The following is a 13,714-nucleotide window of genomic DNA, read 5'->3' on the forward strand; positions in this document are numbered from 1 at the left end:
TGTCCGGATACTAAGGTGAGGCTATTGTTTGCCCTTTTCCCTGTTTGCCAATTAGTTGGTTGTGCATGCCAGATTGCCCGGTTTGGCAGCCCGGCCAACACAACTGGCACGCAGGGCAAAACCTGCGTGCCGGCAACCACCGACAATCCCTACCAACCTGCCGAAGCACCGTTGTCTCGGCATTTTTAGTGTTGGCGTTCGCTTGCTGGCGGGCGCGTGGATTTTCAAGGTCGTTTTCCTATGCTCACTTCGCTGCGTTTGCCCTTGATCGGTTTGCTGTCCTTCACCCTGGTTCAGGCGGTGTCCGCCGCCGAGTGCGCCCCGGACACGCGCCGTGGTGCCGAAGTGTTTGCCACCGAGTGCAGCGTCTGCCACGCGGTGACCAAGGGCACCACCGGCATGATGGGGCCGAACCTGTCCGGTGTGTATGGGCGCAAGTCCGGCTCGCTGGCGGGCTTCAGCTACTCCCAGGCCATGCGCGACAAGGACGTCGACTGGCAGGCCGAGAACATCACGCAATTGATCACCCAGCCCCAGGCCTTCGTGCCGGGCACCTACATGCCCTACATGGGCCTGGCTTCCGCCGACGACCGCCAGGCGGTCGCGTGCTTCCTCAAAGAACAACACTGATCAGGCCGTATTTACGCCTGAACAACTCGTCTGAATGAAAGGTGAATTATGAGCAACGTTGAAATCCTGCCCCAGGTTGCTGCATTCCTTGAACGTCGCCACGGCTGCTTCATCGATGGCCAGTGGGTGTTTGCCGAGGGCGACAGCATCGCCGTGGTCAACCCGGCCACCGGGCAAACCCTGTGCGAAACCCTGGATGCGCCGCTGGAAGTGGTCGAGCGCGCCGTGCAGTCGTCCCACAAGGCGTTCAAGTCCGGTGTGTGGTCGAGCCTGCGCCCGGCCGACCGTGAACGCATCCTGCTGAACTTCACCCGTCTGGTCGAAGAACACGCCGAAGAACTGGCCCAGCTGGAAACCCTGAGCCAGGGCAAGTCGATCAACATGGCCCGCGCGCTGGACCTCAACGCCACCGTGGAATTCATGCGCTACATGTCCGGCTGGGCGACCAAGATCGAAGGCCAGACCTTCGATGTGTCGATCCCGCTGCCACCGGGTGCCAAGTTCACCGCATTCACCAAGCGCGAGCCGGTGGGCGTGGTGGTCGGCATCGTGCCGTGGAACTTCCCGCTGCTGATCGCCGCCTGGAAACTCATGCCAGCCCTGGCCACCGGTTGCACAGTGATCATCAAACCGGCCATGGAAACCCCGCTGACCGCCATGCGCCTGGCTGAACTGGCGCTGGAAGCCGGCATCCCGGCTGGCGTATTCAACGTAGTCACCGGTGGCGGCGCTTCCGTTGGCGGCGTGCTGACCGCGCATCCTTTGGTGAGCAAAGTGTCGTTCACCGGTTCCACCGCCGTGGGCAAGAGCGTCGGCGTGGCGTGCATGGAAAACATGACGCGTTTCTCCCTGGAACTGGGTGGCAAGAACCCGATGATCGTACTCGCCGATGCCGACATCGAAAAAGCCGTGCAAGGTGCGATCCTCGGTGGTTTGCTGAACAACGGCCAGGTCTGCGCCGCGGCTTCGCGCTTCTACGTGCACCGCTCGATCCACGACCAATTCGTCGAAGCCCTGGCCACCGCCGTCTCCTCGATGCCGATTGGCGCCGGCATGAATTGCGACGCGGCAATCAACCCGCTGGTGTCGCGCAAGCAACAACAAAGCGTGCTCAAGCACATCGAACTGGCCCGCCAGCAAGGTGCGCGGGTGGTGACTGGCGGCGAGTTGCTGGAGGGTGATGGTTTCTTCGTGCAGCCAACCATTCTGGCGGACATCGACCACAGCATGGCCGTGGCCCGCGAAGAAGTGTTCGGCCCGGTGCTGGGCGTGATGCCGTTCGACGACGAAGACGCCGTGATCGAACTGGCCAACGACAACCGCTACGGCCTGGCCGCCAGCCTGTGGACCAACGATCTGGGCAAAGCCATGAACCTGGTGCCGCGCATCGAAGCCGGTACGGTGTGGGTCAACGCCCACGTGCTGCTCGACCCGGCGATGCCGTTCGGTGGCGTCAAGCAATCGGGCATGGGCCGTGAGTTTGGCCGTGCGGTGATCGAGGCTTACACCGAGCTCAAGTCGGTGTGCATCGCTCATTGATGCAGCGACCGCCTGCCGCGTGATCGAGCATCACGCGGCAGGCGATCTCGCCAGTTCAATCCCGGCAGCACCCAGCCGCTTGAGAATTTCAAACAGCAGTTCGCTTTTGATCGCGCCGACCGTGCGTGGGCTGCCGACATAACCGGTGATGGTCAATGTGATGCCTTCGGGTTTCAGCTGACTGAAGCGCAGGAACGGTGCCGGTTTGTCCAGGATCGATTCGTGTTCGGTGTAGGTGTCCATCAGCAGGTTCTGCACCAGCTCCGGATCGATGTTCAGCGGGAACATCAGTTCGAGTATCACCACGCCCTGGGCGCTGCCGCCGAGGGTGACGTTGCGCAGGTTCTGGGAAATCAGGTGGGAGTTGGGCACGATCATGATCGAGCGGTCGGCCAGTTGTATTTCCGTGGCCCGCACGTTGATCCGGCGAATGTCGCCTTCGACGCCGCTGATGCTGATCAGGTCGCCGACCTTCACCGGGCGCTCGGTGAGCAGGATCAGGCCGGAGATGAAATTCTTCACGATCTCCTGAAGGCCAAAGCCGATACCCACTGACAGGGCACTGACGATCCAGGCCAGGTTGGTCCACTTGATCCCCAGCGACGCCAGTGTGAGCAGGACGACGGACACATAGCCGATGTTGGCAAACAGGGTGCTCAACGAGGCGCACATGCCCGGGGCCATCTCGGTTTTCGGCAGGAACTCGTTATCCAGCCAGCGGCGCAGCGTGCGTATCAGGTAGACACCGATCATCAGTGTCAGGAGGGCATGCATCAAATTGTCCGGGACGATGTTCAGCTTGCGCAGCCCTTCACCACCGAGAATGGCCACGGTGCCGGTGACCAGTTGCCCGAGCGTCGTCCCCACGCCGCCGACAAACAGGGCAATGATGCCGATCAGCATCAGGATGGCGCGGCCGGCCCCGGACATGACGGTGCAGATCTGCTCCAGGCGTGGATTGCCGATGCCCAGCAGTTGTTTGATCGCCTTGCCGGTGGGTTGCCGGGGTGAAAAAACGTAGTCGCAGGTGTCCTGGTAGACCTGTGCGAGCAGGTAGAAGCCGGCGAAGATGATGAATATCCAGACCAGTTCATAGGTGATGAACCGGGCCATCGTCACGTAGCCGATCAGCAGGGCGAACAGGGACACCACCACGGCAGCGCCGGTGAAGGTGTAAATCAGACCGGCGAAGGTGGTGACACCTTCGGGATTTTCTCCGGCCGCTATCAGGTCGCGGCGAGTCTTGTTGACGCGCAACAGCAGCGCACCGATCACCAGTGCCACGACCAAGGCCACGATGCCCCGACCGAACAACACCACTTCGGCGCTCATGCCGGTGACATTGCTCATCTGTACCAGGGTTACCAGCACCAGCAGCAGGCTGGCCAGCAACCGCGGATAGGGCTCCATCGCCAGCGCCACCCGATCGGCAATATCGGGCAGGCGCCATGAAGGATGTTTGGTCGACAACAACGCGCGACTCAGCCCGGTGATCAGCACGCAGGTATAGGCCAGCTTTTCCAGATATTGGGCCAGGTCGTCCAGTTGGGGGGGGTAGGGCAGTTGTCGGGTCCCGGCAAAATGCAGCAGTTGCAGGGCGATGCCGGCGGTCAGCAGCGTCGCCATCACCGACGCCAGCGCAAGGGAGCTGCGCCGCAGCCGGCCTGCAGGCATTCGATGAAAGCACAGCCACGCCAGGACTCGGCCGGCGAGGTTTCGCCCCACGGTCCAGATGGCCAGGGCCAGCAACAGCAGGGCGGCCGTGATCCCGCGTTGTCCGGGTTGCCAGGCGGCCCGGTGCGTGACCTCGAGTTGCTCGATGAGGGCGCTGAAACGTTGGCGGTCCTCGATTGGAAGATCGAACAATGGCGACCAGAAACCCGGGTTCAGGATACTGCTGGTCTGCTGGGTCACCTCCGCTTCCAGCAGACTGCGGCGAATGCTGCCAATCTGGGTGATCAACTCGGCGGCACTTGTTTTAAGCGCGGCCAGGGTTTTGAGTTGGCTATCGATCTTGTTTTTTTGCTCGCTGAGGGCGTCTCGTTGAGAGGTAATGGCAGTCGTCACCTGTGCGTTCTCGTCGAGCGGCACTGGCCCCAGCACGTTCAGTTGCGCCTGCAATTGCGCCTGTCCAGGCAGCAGTGATGTGGACAGGCGTTCAATCTCCTGAATCAGTACTTGCATCTGGTCCTGTGAGTTTTCCAGCTGGGTGTGATTGGTGGCCTGGGAAACCTGCTGCTTGAGGCTGTTGAGCTGGTTTTGCACCTCCAGCAATTCGCCGTCGGAGATGCTGATGATCGGGGCTGCGGGAGCGGGAGCGGGGGCGGGGGCAAGAGCAGGAGCAGGAGCAGGAGCGTCGGCCATGTCCCCCGCCAACAGCCATCCCGGGCTTGCCGCCAGAACCGTGAAGGCGACGTAGATCATTGACTTCAAGACATTGCACATCGGCGAGCTCGACGGGTTGTTAGTCACATAGCCAATGAGGTTAGGTCAAGACACGCATCCTAGAGCATTGTTTTGTCGCAAGTGCCGCGGGTGGTTTTCGCCTGGGCGCTACTCATGCTGTTGTCGCGCCGGGAAAAACAGTTCGAAGCAGGTGATGCCGTCGCTACTGCTGACGTGGCAGGCACCGTTGTGCAGTTGCATGATCGTCGCCACGATCGACAGGCCCAGGCCATTGGATTGGGCCGAGCGTTCGCGGGACTCGTCGACCCGGTAGAAGCGTTCGAACAGCCGTGGCAGATGCCGGGCCGGGATGGTCGGGCCGTGGTTGCGCACTTGCACCTGGATGCCGTCGGCGGTCGGGCTGGCGTGGATGCACAGCTCGGAATGCGGCGCACCGTACTTGATTGCGTTGGCGCACAGGTTGGCCAATGCGCGGCGCAGCAGCATCGGCTCGGCCCAGATCAAGCCGCTGCCCCGGGCATCGATGCAGATGCCAACGTCGGTCGCCGGGCCTTCGAAATAATCGGCCATGCGTTGCATTTCGTCGGCGGCATCCAGCTCCTGACGCTGGCGCAGGGCACTGCGCGGATCGGTGCGGGCCAGGAACAGCATGTTGTCGAGCATGCGCGCCAGGCGCTCGAGTTCTTCGACATTCGAGGCCAACAGCTGCTGATAGGCCTCGGTGCTGCGGTTCTGCTGCAAGGCCACCTGGGTTTCGCCGAGCAGGTTGTTGATCGGCGTGCGCAGTTCGTGGGCCATGTCGGTCGACACCTGGCCCAGCTGGATGAAGCCTTTGTCCAGCCGGTCGAGCATGGCGTTGAAGGCGTCGATCATGGGCAACAGTTCCAGGGGCGCGCCCTGGCTGTCGAGACGCTCATTGAGGTTGCCAACGTCGATGCTCTGGGTGTGGCGGGCCAGGCGTCGCACGGGCAGCAGGCCGCGATGCACCAGCACATAACCGGACAGCGCCAGCAGGATCGCCGCGACGCTGGCGAACAGGTACACATTGAGCCGGTAATCGGCGAGTACGGCGGTGCGCTCGGTCATCAGGCGCCCGGTCACCACTTGCAGGCTGCCCAGGTCACCGGAGTCGATGGTCGCCGCCAGGGCGGAAAACGGCACGCCGTTGACGTTGGGCAAATGCTGCACGTCGCTCAAGGTCAGTCGATGATCCATGGCCACCGGGCTCAGCACCGGCATCTTCAGGTTGCCCGGGTTGACCACCAGCAACGGCGGCTGGCCAGGGGTGCCGATGGTCAGCAGGGCCTCGCGGTTGCCCATCATGTTCTGGAACAGCGCCGGCTTGGCCTTGATCAGGTCCAGGGTATTGCTGTCATTGAGGAAGGTACGCAACTGGTCGATGCGGGTGATCAGGGCAATGTCGTCGCGATGGATCAGCTCGCGCTCCAGGTCGCGGTACAGCGCCACGCCCAGCAACGCCAGCGAGACAAACGCCAGCAAAGCAAACACCAGCGCCAGGCGCAGGGTCAGGGAGTGGCTGAGGCGGGAGGCGGATTGCAGCGGCGTCATCACATTCATGGTTGCATTCAGGGTTGAGTGTCGAAGCGATAGCCGATGCCGCGCACGCTGTGGATCAACTTGAGCGGGAACGGATCATCGATTTTCAGGCGCAGGCGGCGCACCGCGACATCGACGACATTGGTGTCGCTGTCGAAATTCATGTCCCAGACCCGGGAGGCGATCATCGAGCGTGACAGCACCTCGCCCTGATGCGTGGCGAACAGGTGCAGCAGGGCGAACTCCTTGTTGGTCAGGGTGATGCGGTTGCCGGCGCGGCTGACGCGGCGCTTGAGCACGTCGATCTGCAGGTCGTCGACGTGCAAGTGTTCTTCTTCCCGGGTAGGGCCGCGCCGGGTCAGGGTGCGCAGGCGTGCCACCAGTTCGGCGAAGGAAAACGGCTTGATCAGGTAATCGTCGGCGCCAAGTTCGAGGCCTTTGATGCGGTCGGCGATGTCATCCCGGGCGGTGAGGAACAGCACCGGTGTATCGGCTTCCTTGCGCAAGCGGCGCAGGACTTCCCAGCCATCCATCTTCGGCATCATGACATCCAGCACGATCACGTCGAAGTCGTGTTCCAGGGCCAGGTGCAAACCATCGACGCCGTCCCGCGCCAGGTTCACGGTGTATCCGAGCTCCTGCAGGCCGTTGAGCAGGTAATTGCCGGCCTTGGGTTCGTCTTCGACTACGAGGATGTTCATGCAAACCTGCCTGATCCGGTCGGGCTACAGGGGCGAGCCAGTGGCGAAAGTGTAGCCCGGTCGGCGCTGAATACAGGCATCCGCTCAGTTCTCACCAAGGCAACCCACGCCCTGGACCTGGTAGTCCAGCTGGTGCTCGCGGCCCTGGTGGTCGAGGTAGTTGAGCTGCGCGGGAACGATGCCGCACTGACCGTTGAGGTCGGTCATGGACAGCACTTTGGCCACGTCCATGTGCACATAAAAACCGGTTTTGTCGTGGATGACCGGCGAGGTGGGCTGGGTGGCGGCAAACGCCGAACCGGTGGCGAGCAGGGCGGCAAAACCCGCGATCAACATTTTCATGACGAATCTCTCTCTACAAGGGCAGGGTGGCTGCCGGTGGTTGGCCTGACAGTGAGTTCAGGCTAACGAAGTGATCCGGACAGCCGACCAACAGCTTGATGACAAAGTTGTAATGAATGGATGGTCGGAACGCCACAAACCCTGTGGGAGCGGGCTTGCTCGCGAAGGCGGCGTATCAGCCAACATCAATGTTGAATGTGATGGCCTCTTCGCGAGCAAGCCCGCTCCCACAGGGGGATTGCGGCGCTAGAGGCAGGTGGTTTCAGCAAAACAGATCAACCCACGGATCCATGGCCTAAGCTTGTTTGCAGGCCCATGTTCATCGCACACATCGATGGGCAAGCGGCACCCATAAAAACAATGCAATCAGGAGATGCCCATGTCCGCTTGGATCCGTCGTTTCAGTCGCTGCATGGCCGCCGGTTTGACCGCTGCCGTGCTTGTCGCACCGGCCTTCGCGCTGGATACCGTGAAATTCATGGCCCCGGGTTCCGTGGGCGGTGGTTACGACCAGACCGCCCGGGTGCTGGGCAAGGCCATGGTCGAGGCCAATACGGCCAAGTCCGTGACCTTCGAGAACAAGGGCGGGGCGGGCGGGACCCTGGGGCTGGCGCAATTTGCCAACAGCACCAAGGGTGACCCGAACGCATTGCTGGTGGTCGGCGCGATCATGGTCGCGGGCATCGAACAGAACAAACCGCAGATCAGCCTGAAGGATGTGACGCCGATTGCCCGGCTGTTCACCGAATACAACGTGATCGCCGTGCGCAAGGAGTCTGAATTCAAGACCCTTGATGACCTGATCAAGGCCTTCAAGGCCAAGCCAACGAGCATCACCTGGGGCGGCGGCTCCAAGGGTTCGGTGGATCACATCGGCATCGCCGAGCTGGCCGGCAAGCTGGACGTGCCGGTCAACAAGGTCAACTACGTGGCCTTTGGTGGCGGTGGCGAGGTGGTTGCCCAGGCGCTGGGCGGCCAGCTCAAGGTGATCACCGGCGGTTACGCCGAGCTGGGCCAATACATCAAGACCGGTCAGTTCCGTGTCCTGGGCATCGGCGCGCCGGAGCGGGTTCCCGGCATTGATGCACCGACCCTCAAGGAGAGCGGCTATGACGTGACGATCGGCAACTGGCGCGGCGTTTACGGTGCAGCGGGCCTCACCCCACAGCAGCGTAAAGAGGTGATCGACGCAGTCGTGGCCGCCAGCAATAGCAAGGTCTGGCAGGACAATATCCAGGCCAACGCCTGGACGCCCAGCGTGCTGACCGGCGATGAGTTCGGTAAATTCGTCGAGGAAGAACACGTGCGGTTGCGCGCCATGCTGGTCAAGGTCGGGCTGCTTTGATATGGCCACACAGCGCGCAGTGGTGCCGACGCAATTGGCGGTCGGCATCGGCCTGATCGCCATCAGCGTCGTATTGGCGATTGGCGCCTACCGGTTTCCGCCCGAAATGGGCTTCGTGATCCTCCCGGCGTACGTCTACCCCTATGTCGTGGCGGCGTTTCTGGGAGCAGTGGGGCTGCTGCTGGGGTATCAGGCCGTCAGTGGCGGCTTTCGCGAGCTGGATAACGACTCCGCCACGGTGCCCGGTGGAAAAACCGGTGCGGCGTGGGTGACGGCGGGGCTTGTCGGGGTGGCGGTGCTGATCCACCTGATCGGTTTCGTGCTGGCCGCCGGGTTGCTGTTTGTCTGTTCGGCGCGGGGTTTCGGCAGCCGTCATCCCGTGCGGGACCTGGCTATCGGCATTGCCTTGACCTTGCCGATCTACTGGCTGTTCAACGCCGGGCTGGGGGTTTCCCTGCCGTCGCTGATCAACATCTGGCTTTGAAAGGAGATCGACACCGTGGACATTCTTTCAAGCCTGGCGATGGGTTTTGCCGCGGCGCTGACACCGATCAATCTGATGTGGGGGTTCATCGGCTGCCTGCTCGGCACCGCCATCGGCGTGCTGCCGGGGATCGGTCCGGCGCTGACGGTGGCCCTGCTGTTGCCGATCACCGCCAAGGTTGACCCCACTGGTGCGCTGATCATGTTCGCCGGTATCTATTACGGCGCGCAGTTCGGTGGCTCCACCACCTCGATCCTGCTCAACACGCCCGGTGAGTCTTCGTCGATGGTCACGGCGCTGGAAGGCAACCTGATGGCGCGCAACGGCCGGGCCGGACCTGCGCTGGCAACAGCGGCGATCGGCTCGTTCGTCGCCGGCACCTTCGCCACGATTTTGCTGACGTTGTTTGCGCCCATCGTGGCCAGGCTGGCCCTGAATTTCGGTCCGACCGAATATTTCGCGATCCTGGTGCTGTCGTTCACCACCGTGTCGGCGGTGCTCGGCGCTTCGATGCTGCGCGGGTTTGCCTCGCTGGGCGTCGGACTGACCATCGGTTTGATCGGCCTGGACTCGACCTCGGGTATTGCCCGCTACACCCTCGGCGTGCCGGAACTGGTGGACGGTATCGAGGTGGTACTGGTGGCGGTCGGTTTGTTCGCGGTGGGCGAGGCCTTGTATAGCCTGCTCTATCAAAAGGAATCAAACGAAGGACGGCATCGCCTGACCTCGTTGTGGATGACCCGCGCCGACTGGAAGCGCTCGGTGCCGGCGTGGTTACGGGGCACGCTGATCGGTTTTCCGTTTGGTTCGATTCCGGCCGGTGGCGCCGAGATTCCGACCTTTCTGTCCTATTCCACCGAACGCAAACTCAGCAAGTACCCCAAGGAGTTTTCCGCCAACAAGGGCGAGGGCGCCATCGAAGGCGTCGCCGGCCCGGAAGCGGCCAACAACGCCAGCGCGACCGGATCCCTCGTACCGTTGCTGACCCTGGGCATCCCGACGTCCGCCACCGCTGCAATCCTGTTGGCGGCGTTCCAGAACTACAACCTGCAACCGGGGCCGATGCTGTTCGAAACCTCCGCCGAGCTGGTCTGGACGCTGGTGGCCTCGCTGTACATCGGCAACGCGATTCTGCTGGTGTTGAACCTGCCGCTGGTGGGGTTGTGGGTCAAACTGCTGCAAATCCCCCGGCCGTACCTGAACGCCGGCATCCTGGTCTTCGCCACCATCGGCGTGTATGGCATGCGCCACTCATCCTTCGACCTGATCCTGATGTTGGCGATTGGCTGGGGCGGGGTGTTGATGCGGCGGTTCGACTTCCCCGTCGCCCCGGTGATCGTCGGCATGCTGCTGGGGCCGATGGCCGAGAAACAACTGCGCAACGCCTTGTCCATTAGCGAAGGCGACTGGACGGTGTTCCTCACGCAACCGATCTCGGCGTTCTTCCTCGCCCTGACGCTGCTGGTGCTGTTGGTGCCCCATGTGTTGCATAAACGCGGCATCAAGTTGCATGAGGATGATTGAGTCCCACAGGGTCTTGCAGTGGACCAGGTGGAAAACCAATACCTGACTAACTCAGGCCAGCATCGACATCAACCCACCCTGACGATCCAGTTTGGCCAGGTCGTCAAAGCCGCCGATGTGCGCGTCGCCGATGAAGATCTGCGGCACGCTGCGTCGACCACTGCGGTTGAGCATTTCCTGCATTTTTCCGGGCTCGCGCTCGATATTGATCTCTTGCATCACCGCGCCTTTGCTCGCCAGCAAGGCTTTTGCGTTGCGGCAGTAAGGGCAGGTGTCGGTTGTGTATAGGGTCACGGTGTTCATGGTGGGTCCTCCGTCAATCCAGTCATTCAGGCATCGATGGCCGGGAAGTCGATATCGGTCAGCGCTGTGTTGTTCAGGTAGTTGGTCAATGTCTGCGAAGCCACATGGGCGATCACTTCGATGATTTTGCTGTCGTCGATGCCGGCGGCACGGGCAGCGGCGATCTGTTCGACGGTCAGGTGCCCACGGCTTTCGGTGATCTGGCGGGCGAGGGTGGCGAAGGCGTTTAGCTCGCCGTGTCGTGCGCTGAGGATGTCCTGCTTCGACAGTCCGGTCTTGCTGGCGAACAGTGTGTGAGCGGCCAGGCAGTAGTCGCAGCCGTTGACCTGCGAAGTGGCGAGGGACACCGCTTCTTTTTCCGTGGCGCTCAGGGACGTTTTGCCCAACGCTGCCGAGTTTTGCAGGTACGCGGCCAGCACCGCTGGGGCGTGAGCCAGGACTTTGAAGGTATTGGGCACAAAGCCGACTTTTTTCTGCACGGCTTCCAGCAGCGGGCGGGTGGCGTCGGTGGCGTGTTCCAGGCTGATCGGGGCAATGCGGGTCATGGTGATACTCCGTGGTGTGAAGCGCGGTATGCGCTGGGTACGGAGCTGATGTTAGGGCGTGAGTCTGGCGTAATGGGTGCGAATCGTCGATGATATGCGACAGATCGTCCAGAATAGCCTTCGGGAGCCCTGTCATGGATCGTTTGTCCACGTTGCTCACACACTTCGGCGTCAATGCCGGCACTTTCCATAGCGGTACGTTTTGCGGCACCGCCGCCTACGATGGCCAACAGACCAGCGGTCATTTGCACTTGCTTCAGGCGGGCGAGTTGCTGCTCAAGATGGGTGATCAGCCAGACCTGCAACTGACCGAGCCGACCCTGATCTTTTTCCCCCGGCCCTATCGTCATCGCCTGTTCGCGTCTGAAGCATCCGCCACGCAACTGGTCTGCGCGACCCTGGATTTCGACGGCGGAGCAGGCAATGCCCTGGCGGCGGCGCTACCGGATTACCTGGTGCTCAAACTCGATGAAATCCCGACCCTGGCCGGGACCCTGGAATGGCTGTTCAACGAGGCGTTCGACGGTACGTGCGGGCGCGAAGCGGTGATGGATCGCCTGTTCGAGTTGCTGGTGATTCTGTTGCTGCGGCACATCCTGAGCACCACTGGCCAGCAGCCGGGCATGATGGCCGGCCTCGCCGATGCGCGCCTGGCGCGCCCCCTGAGCCTGATGCATCAAACCCCGGCCAAGGCCTGGAGCGTGGCCGAACTCTCGGTCGCCGCCAACATGTCGCGAGCCAGTTTCGCCGAGCACTTTCGCCGGGTGGTCGGGCAGACGCCGGTGGATTATCTGGTGAGCTGGCGCATCAGCCTGGCGCAGAAACGCCTGCGCGAAGGTCGACCGATTGCGCTGATTGCCGAAGAGGTCGGTTACGAAAGCCCCTCGGCGCTGGCCCGGGCGTTTCGGCGCAAGACCGGGCTGAGTCCGCGGGAGTGGAAGGGCAACTGACCACCGCACCCCCCCTGTGGGAGCGGGCTTGCTCGCGAAAGCGGCATATCAGGCACCTATGCTGTCGACTGACACACCGCCTTCGCGAGCAAGCCCGCTCCCACAGGTACAGTGGTGGCTTCAGATGTGCATCAGAACTTGTAAGCCTGCCGTCCTACCAACAGCCATTTGCCGTCCTGCTTTTGCCAGATCTGGAAGTTTTCGATTTCCGTCGGCACCACCTCAGTGCCTTTGAGTGCTTGCGCCGAGAAGTGGTGACGGACCAGTGCGACATCGCCGGAGACGGTTATGGTCTGGTTCTGCATCTCAAGGGTCTTGAACGCGCTTTTGCCGGTTTCGATGTCGGCGATGAAGGCCTTCTTGTCCTGGATCTTGCCGCTGGAATGCCCGTAGGTCAGGTTCTCGGCGGTCAAGGCGTTCAGTTCCGGGATGTCCTTGTGCAGCATGGCCTGGGTCAGGTGGTCGACCGCCTGGGCCACGTCCTTGTCTACGGCAGCCGGGGTGGCGGCGACGTAGCCGCTGAACAGGCACAGAAAACCGATCAGCACTTTTGCTTTTTTCATGGGTGTTTCCTTGTTGTTGTAGGGGTAGCGCGATGACTGGACGATCATTCATCAGTCATCGTACAACCTAGCATGCATTGGAGGAAAAAAGCGAACTTGCCTGGCACCCTTGCCTCGAAGTTAAAAGGGCGATGCCCTGACTTCGAGGTATTGCGCCATGCAGCCTGACCCGCGTTTCCGGCTCGACCTGACGTTGCTCCTGGTGTTCGTGCTGATTGTCGTGGTGTCGGGTTTTTCTCCCCGCAGCCGGGTGGACTGGGCGCTGGAAAACCTGCTGGTGCTGTTGCTGGTGGGGGCGTTGGTGGCGGTTGCTCGGCGGTTCCGCTTGTCGGCGACGTCCATCACGCTGGTGTTTGCGTTTCTGTGCGTGCATGAACTGGGTGCCCACTACACCTATTCCCTGGTGCCTTACGATCATTGGTCTTCGGCGTGGTTGGGCTTCAGTTTCGACCGGGCGACAGGTACGCACCGCAATCACTACGACCGACTGGTGCATCTGAGCTACGGGCTGCTGCTGGTTTATCCGGTTCGTGAAGTGCTGTGGCGGCTGACGCCGTTGCGCGGGTTCTGGCTGTTTTTCGTGACCCTGAACATCATGCTGTCGACATCCGCCGTATACGAACTGGTGGAATGGATCGGCGGTGCTTTCCTGGGTAAAGACACGGCGAAGGCCTTCGTCGGCGCGCAAAACGATCCGTGGGATTCGCAAAAGGACATGGCCATCGCGGTTGCCGGTGCGTTTGTCAGCCTGTTGCTGGTGTCCGTGCGCGGCATGGCGCAAAAGCAAGCGATGACGACTGCAAGGTGATCGGGCGGACGGTTTCG

The 13,714-nt window shown here is 61.9% G+C and carries 14 protein-coding genes; 7 read left to right on the top strand and 7 right to left on the bottom strand.

Annotation, left to right across the window (positions count from 1 at the left end):
• Nucleotides 1–240 precede the first annotated feature (240 nt).
• A complete protein-coding gene (locus tag AC3IT6_RS11440; RefSeq protein ID WP_489355565.1) occupies nt 241–630 on the top strand; it encodes a c-type cytochrome in 390 nt (129 codons plus the stop codon).
• Between the two features lie 48 nt (nt 631–678).
• Nucleotides 679–2,169: an aldehyde dehydrogenase family protein gene (locus AC3IT6_RS11445; RefSeq protein WP_489355567.1), complete on the top strand. Its 1,491-nt coding sequence runs from the start codon at nt 679–681 to the stop codon at nt 2,167–2,169.
• Nucleotides 2,170–2,199: 30 nt separating this feature from the next.
• On the opposite strand, the gene AC3IT6_RS11450 is transcribed toward AC3IT6_RS11445, so the two are convergent.
• The 4 genes from AC3IT6_RS11450 to AC3IT6_RS11465 form a co-directional block, all read right to left on the bottom strand.
• Entirely contained in the window at nt 2,200–4,614 is a 2,415-nt protein-coding gene (locus AC3IT6_RS11450) for a DUF3772 domain-containing protein (RefSeq protein WP_489355569.1), read from the bottom strand.
• A 108-nt stretch (nt 4,615–4,722) separates the two neighbouring features.
• Nucleotides 4,723–6,153 carry a heavy metal sensor histidine kinase gene (locus AC3IT6_RS11455; protein WP_489355571.1) on the bottom strand — a complete coding sequence of 477 codons (1,431 nt, stop codon included), beginning with the start codon at nt 6,151–6,153 and terminating at the stop codon, nt 4,723–4,725.
• 8 nt (nt 6,154–6,161) lie between these two features.
• Nucleotides 6,162–6,833: a heavy metal response regulator transcription factor gene (locus AC3IT6_RS11460; RefSeq protein WP_150758709.1), complete on the bottom strand. Its 672-nt coding sequence runs from the start codon at nt 6,831–6,833 to the stop codon at nt 6,162–6,164.
• Nucleotides 6,834–6,917: 84 nt separating this feature from the next.
• Nucleotides 6,918–7,175, bottom strand: coding sequence for a DUF2790 domain-containing protein (locus AC3IT6_RS11465; protein ID WP_489355573.1), 258 nt, complete (start codon nt 7,173–7,175; stop codon nt 6,918–6,920).
• 379 nt (nt 7,176–7,554) lie between these two features.
• Between AC3IT6_RS11465 and AC3IT6_RS11470 the strand changes: the two genes are divergently transcribed.
• The 3 genes from AC3IT6_RS11470 to AC3IT6_RS11480 are packed head-to-tail and all read left to right on the top strand — an operon-like array spanning nt 7,555 to nt 10,528.
• Nucleotides 7,555–8,520 carry a Bug family tripartite tricarboxylate transporter substrate binding protein gene (locus AC3IT6_RS11470; RefSeq protein WP_489355575.1) on the top strand — a complete coding sequence of 322 codons (966 nt, stop codon included), beginning with the start codon at nt 7,555–7,557 and terminating at the stop codon, nt 8,518–8,520.
• A gap of 1 nt (nt 8,521) precedes the next feature.
• A complete protein-coding gene (locus AC3IT6_RS11475; RefSeq protein WP_489355577.1) occupies nt 8,522–9,004 on the top strand; it encodes a tripartite tricarboxylate transporter TctB family protein in 483 nt (160 codons plus the stop codon).
• Nucleotides 9,005–9,019: 15 nt separating this feature from the next.
• Nucleotides 9,020–10,528 carry a tripartite tricarboxylate transporter permease gene (locus AC3IT6_RS11480; protein ID WP_489355579.1) on the top strand — a complete coding sequence of 503 codons (1,509 nt, stop codon included), beginning with the start codon at nt 9,020–9,022 and terminating at the stop codon, nt 10,526–10,528.
• 51 nt (nt 10,529–10,579) lie between these two features.
• Here AC3IT6_RS11480 and grxC read toward each other — a convergent pair whose 3' ends face one another.
• Together grxC and AC3IT6_RS11490 are read right to left on the bottom strand one after the other, a co-directional pair.
• Complete coding sequence (gene grxC / locus AC3IT6_RS11485) at nt 10,580–10,831, bottom strand: glutaredoxin 3 (protein WP_489355581.1); 252 nt, start codon at nt 10,829–10,831, stop codon at nt 10,580–10,582.
• Nucleotides 10,832–10,857: 26 nt separating this feature from the next.
• The gene (locus AC3IT6_RS11490) at nt 10,858–11,376 is read right to left on the bottom strand and encodes a carboxymuconolactone decarboxylase family protein (RefSeq protein WP_150756126.1); all 519 of its coding nucleotides are present in this window, start codon (nt 11,374–11,376) and stop codon (nt 10,858–10,860) included.
• Nucleotides 11,377–11,510: 134 nt separating this feature from the next.
• Between AC3IT6_RS11490 and AC3IT6_RS11495 the strand changes: the two genes are divergently transcribed.
• Complete coding sequence (locus AC3IT6_RS11495; RefSeq protein ID WP_489355584.1) at nt 11,511–12,326, top strand: helix-turn-helix domain-containing protein; 816 nt, start codon at nt 11,511–11,513, stop codon at nt 12,324–12,326.
• A 131-nt stretch (nt 12,327–12,457) separates the two neighbouring features.
• Here AC3IT6_RS11495 and AC3IT6_RS11500 read toward each other — a convergent pair whose 3' ends face one another.
• Nucleotides 12,458–12,889, bottom strand: a complete 432-nt coding sequence (locus AC3IT6_RS11500; protein WP_008046328.1) for a nuclear transport factor 2 family protein — start codon at nt 12,887–12,889, stop codon at nt 12,458–12,460.
• 157 nt (nt 12,890–13,046) lie between these two features.
• Here AC3IT6_RS11500 and AC3IT6_RS11505 point away from each other — a divergent pair, with 157 nt between their 5' ends.
• The gene (locus tag AC3IT6_RS11505; protein ID WP_489355587.1) at nt 13,047–13,697 is read left to right on the top strand and encodes a DUF2238 domain-containing protein; all 651 of its coding nucleotides are present in this window, start codon (nt 13,047–13,049) and stop codon (nt 13,695–13,697) included.
• Nucleotides 13,698–13,714: the final 17 nt, after the last annotated feature.

It is taken from the genome of Pseudomonas sp. KH_017 (assembly GCF_057840285.1).

Excerpts from the sequence above, each read along its gene's own strand:
- AC3IT6_RS11440 (WP_489355565.1), top strand. The coding sequence starts at position 241 with ATGCTCACTTCGCTGCGTTTGCCCTTGATCGGTTTGCTGTCCTTCACC.
- AC3IT6_RS11445 (WP_489355567.1), top strand. The coding sequence starts at position 679 with ATGAGCAACGTTGAAATCCTGCCCCAGGTTGCTGCATTCCTTGAACGT.
- AC3IT6_RS11450 (WP_489355569.1), bottom strand. The coding sequence starts at position 4,614 with ATGTGCAATGTCTTGAAGTCAATGATCTACGTCGCCTTCACGGTTCTG.
- AC3IT6_RS11455 (WP_489355571.1), bottom strand. The coding sequence starts at position 6,153 with ATGAATGTGATGACGCCGCTGCAATCCGCCTCCCGCCTCAGCCACTCC.
- AC3IT6_RS11460 (WP_150758709.1), bottom strand. The coding sequence starts at position 6,833 with ATGAACATCCTCGTAGTCGAAGACGAACCCAAGGCCGGCAATTACCTG.
- AC3IT6_RS11465 (WP_489355573.1), bottom strand. The coding sequence starts at position 7,175 with ATGAAAATGTTGATCGCGGGTTTTGCCGCCCTGCTCGCCACCGGTTCG.
- AC3IT6_RS11470 (WP_489355575.1), top strand. The coding sequence starts at position 7,555 with ATGTCCGCTTGGATCCGTCGTTTCAGTCGCTGCATGGCCGCCGGTTTG.
- AC3IT6_RS11475 (WP_489355577.1), top strand. The coding sequence starts at position 8,522 with ATGGCCACACAGCGCGCAGTGGTGCCGACGCAATTGGCGGTCGGCATC.
- grxC (WP_489355581.1), bottom strand. The coding sequence starts at position 10,831 with ATGAACACCGTGACCCTATACACAACCGACACCTGCCCTTACTGCCGC.
- AC3IT6_RS11490 (WP_150756126.1), bottom strand. The coding sequence starts at position 11,376 with ATGACCCGCATTGCCCCGATCAGCCTGGAACACGCCACCGACGCCACC.
- AC3IT6_RS11495 (WP_489355584.1), top strand. The coding sequence starts at position 11,511 with ATGGATCGTTTGTCCACGTTGCTCACACACTTCGGCGTCAATGCCGGC.
- AC3IT6_RS11500 (WP_008046328.1), bottom strand. The coding sequence starts at position 12,889 with ATGAAAAAAGCAAAAGTGCTGATCGGTTTTCTGTGCCTGTTCAGCGGC.
- AC3IT6_RS11505 (WP_489355587.1), top strand. The coding sequence starts at position 13,047 with ATGCAGCCTGACCCGCGTTTCCGGCTCGACCTGACGTTGCTCCTGGTG.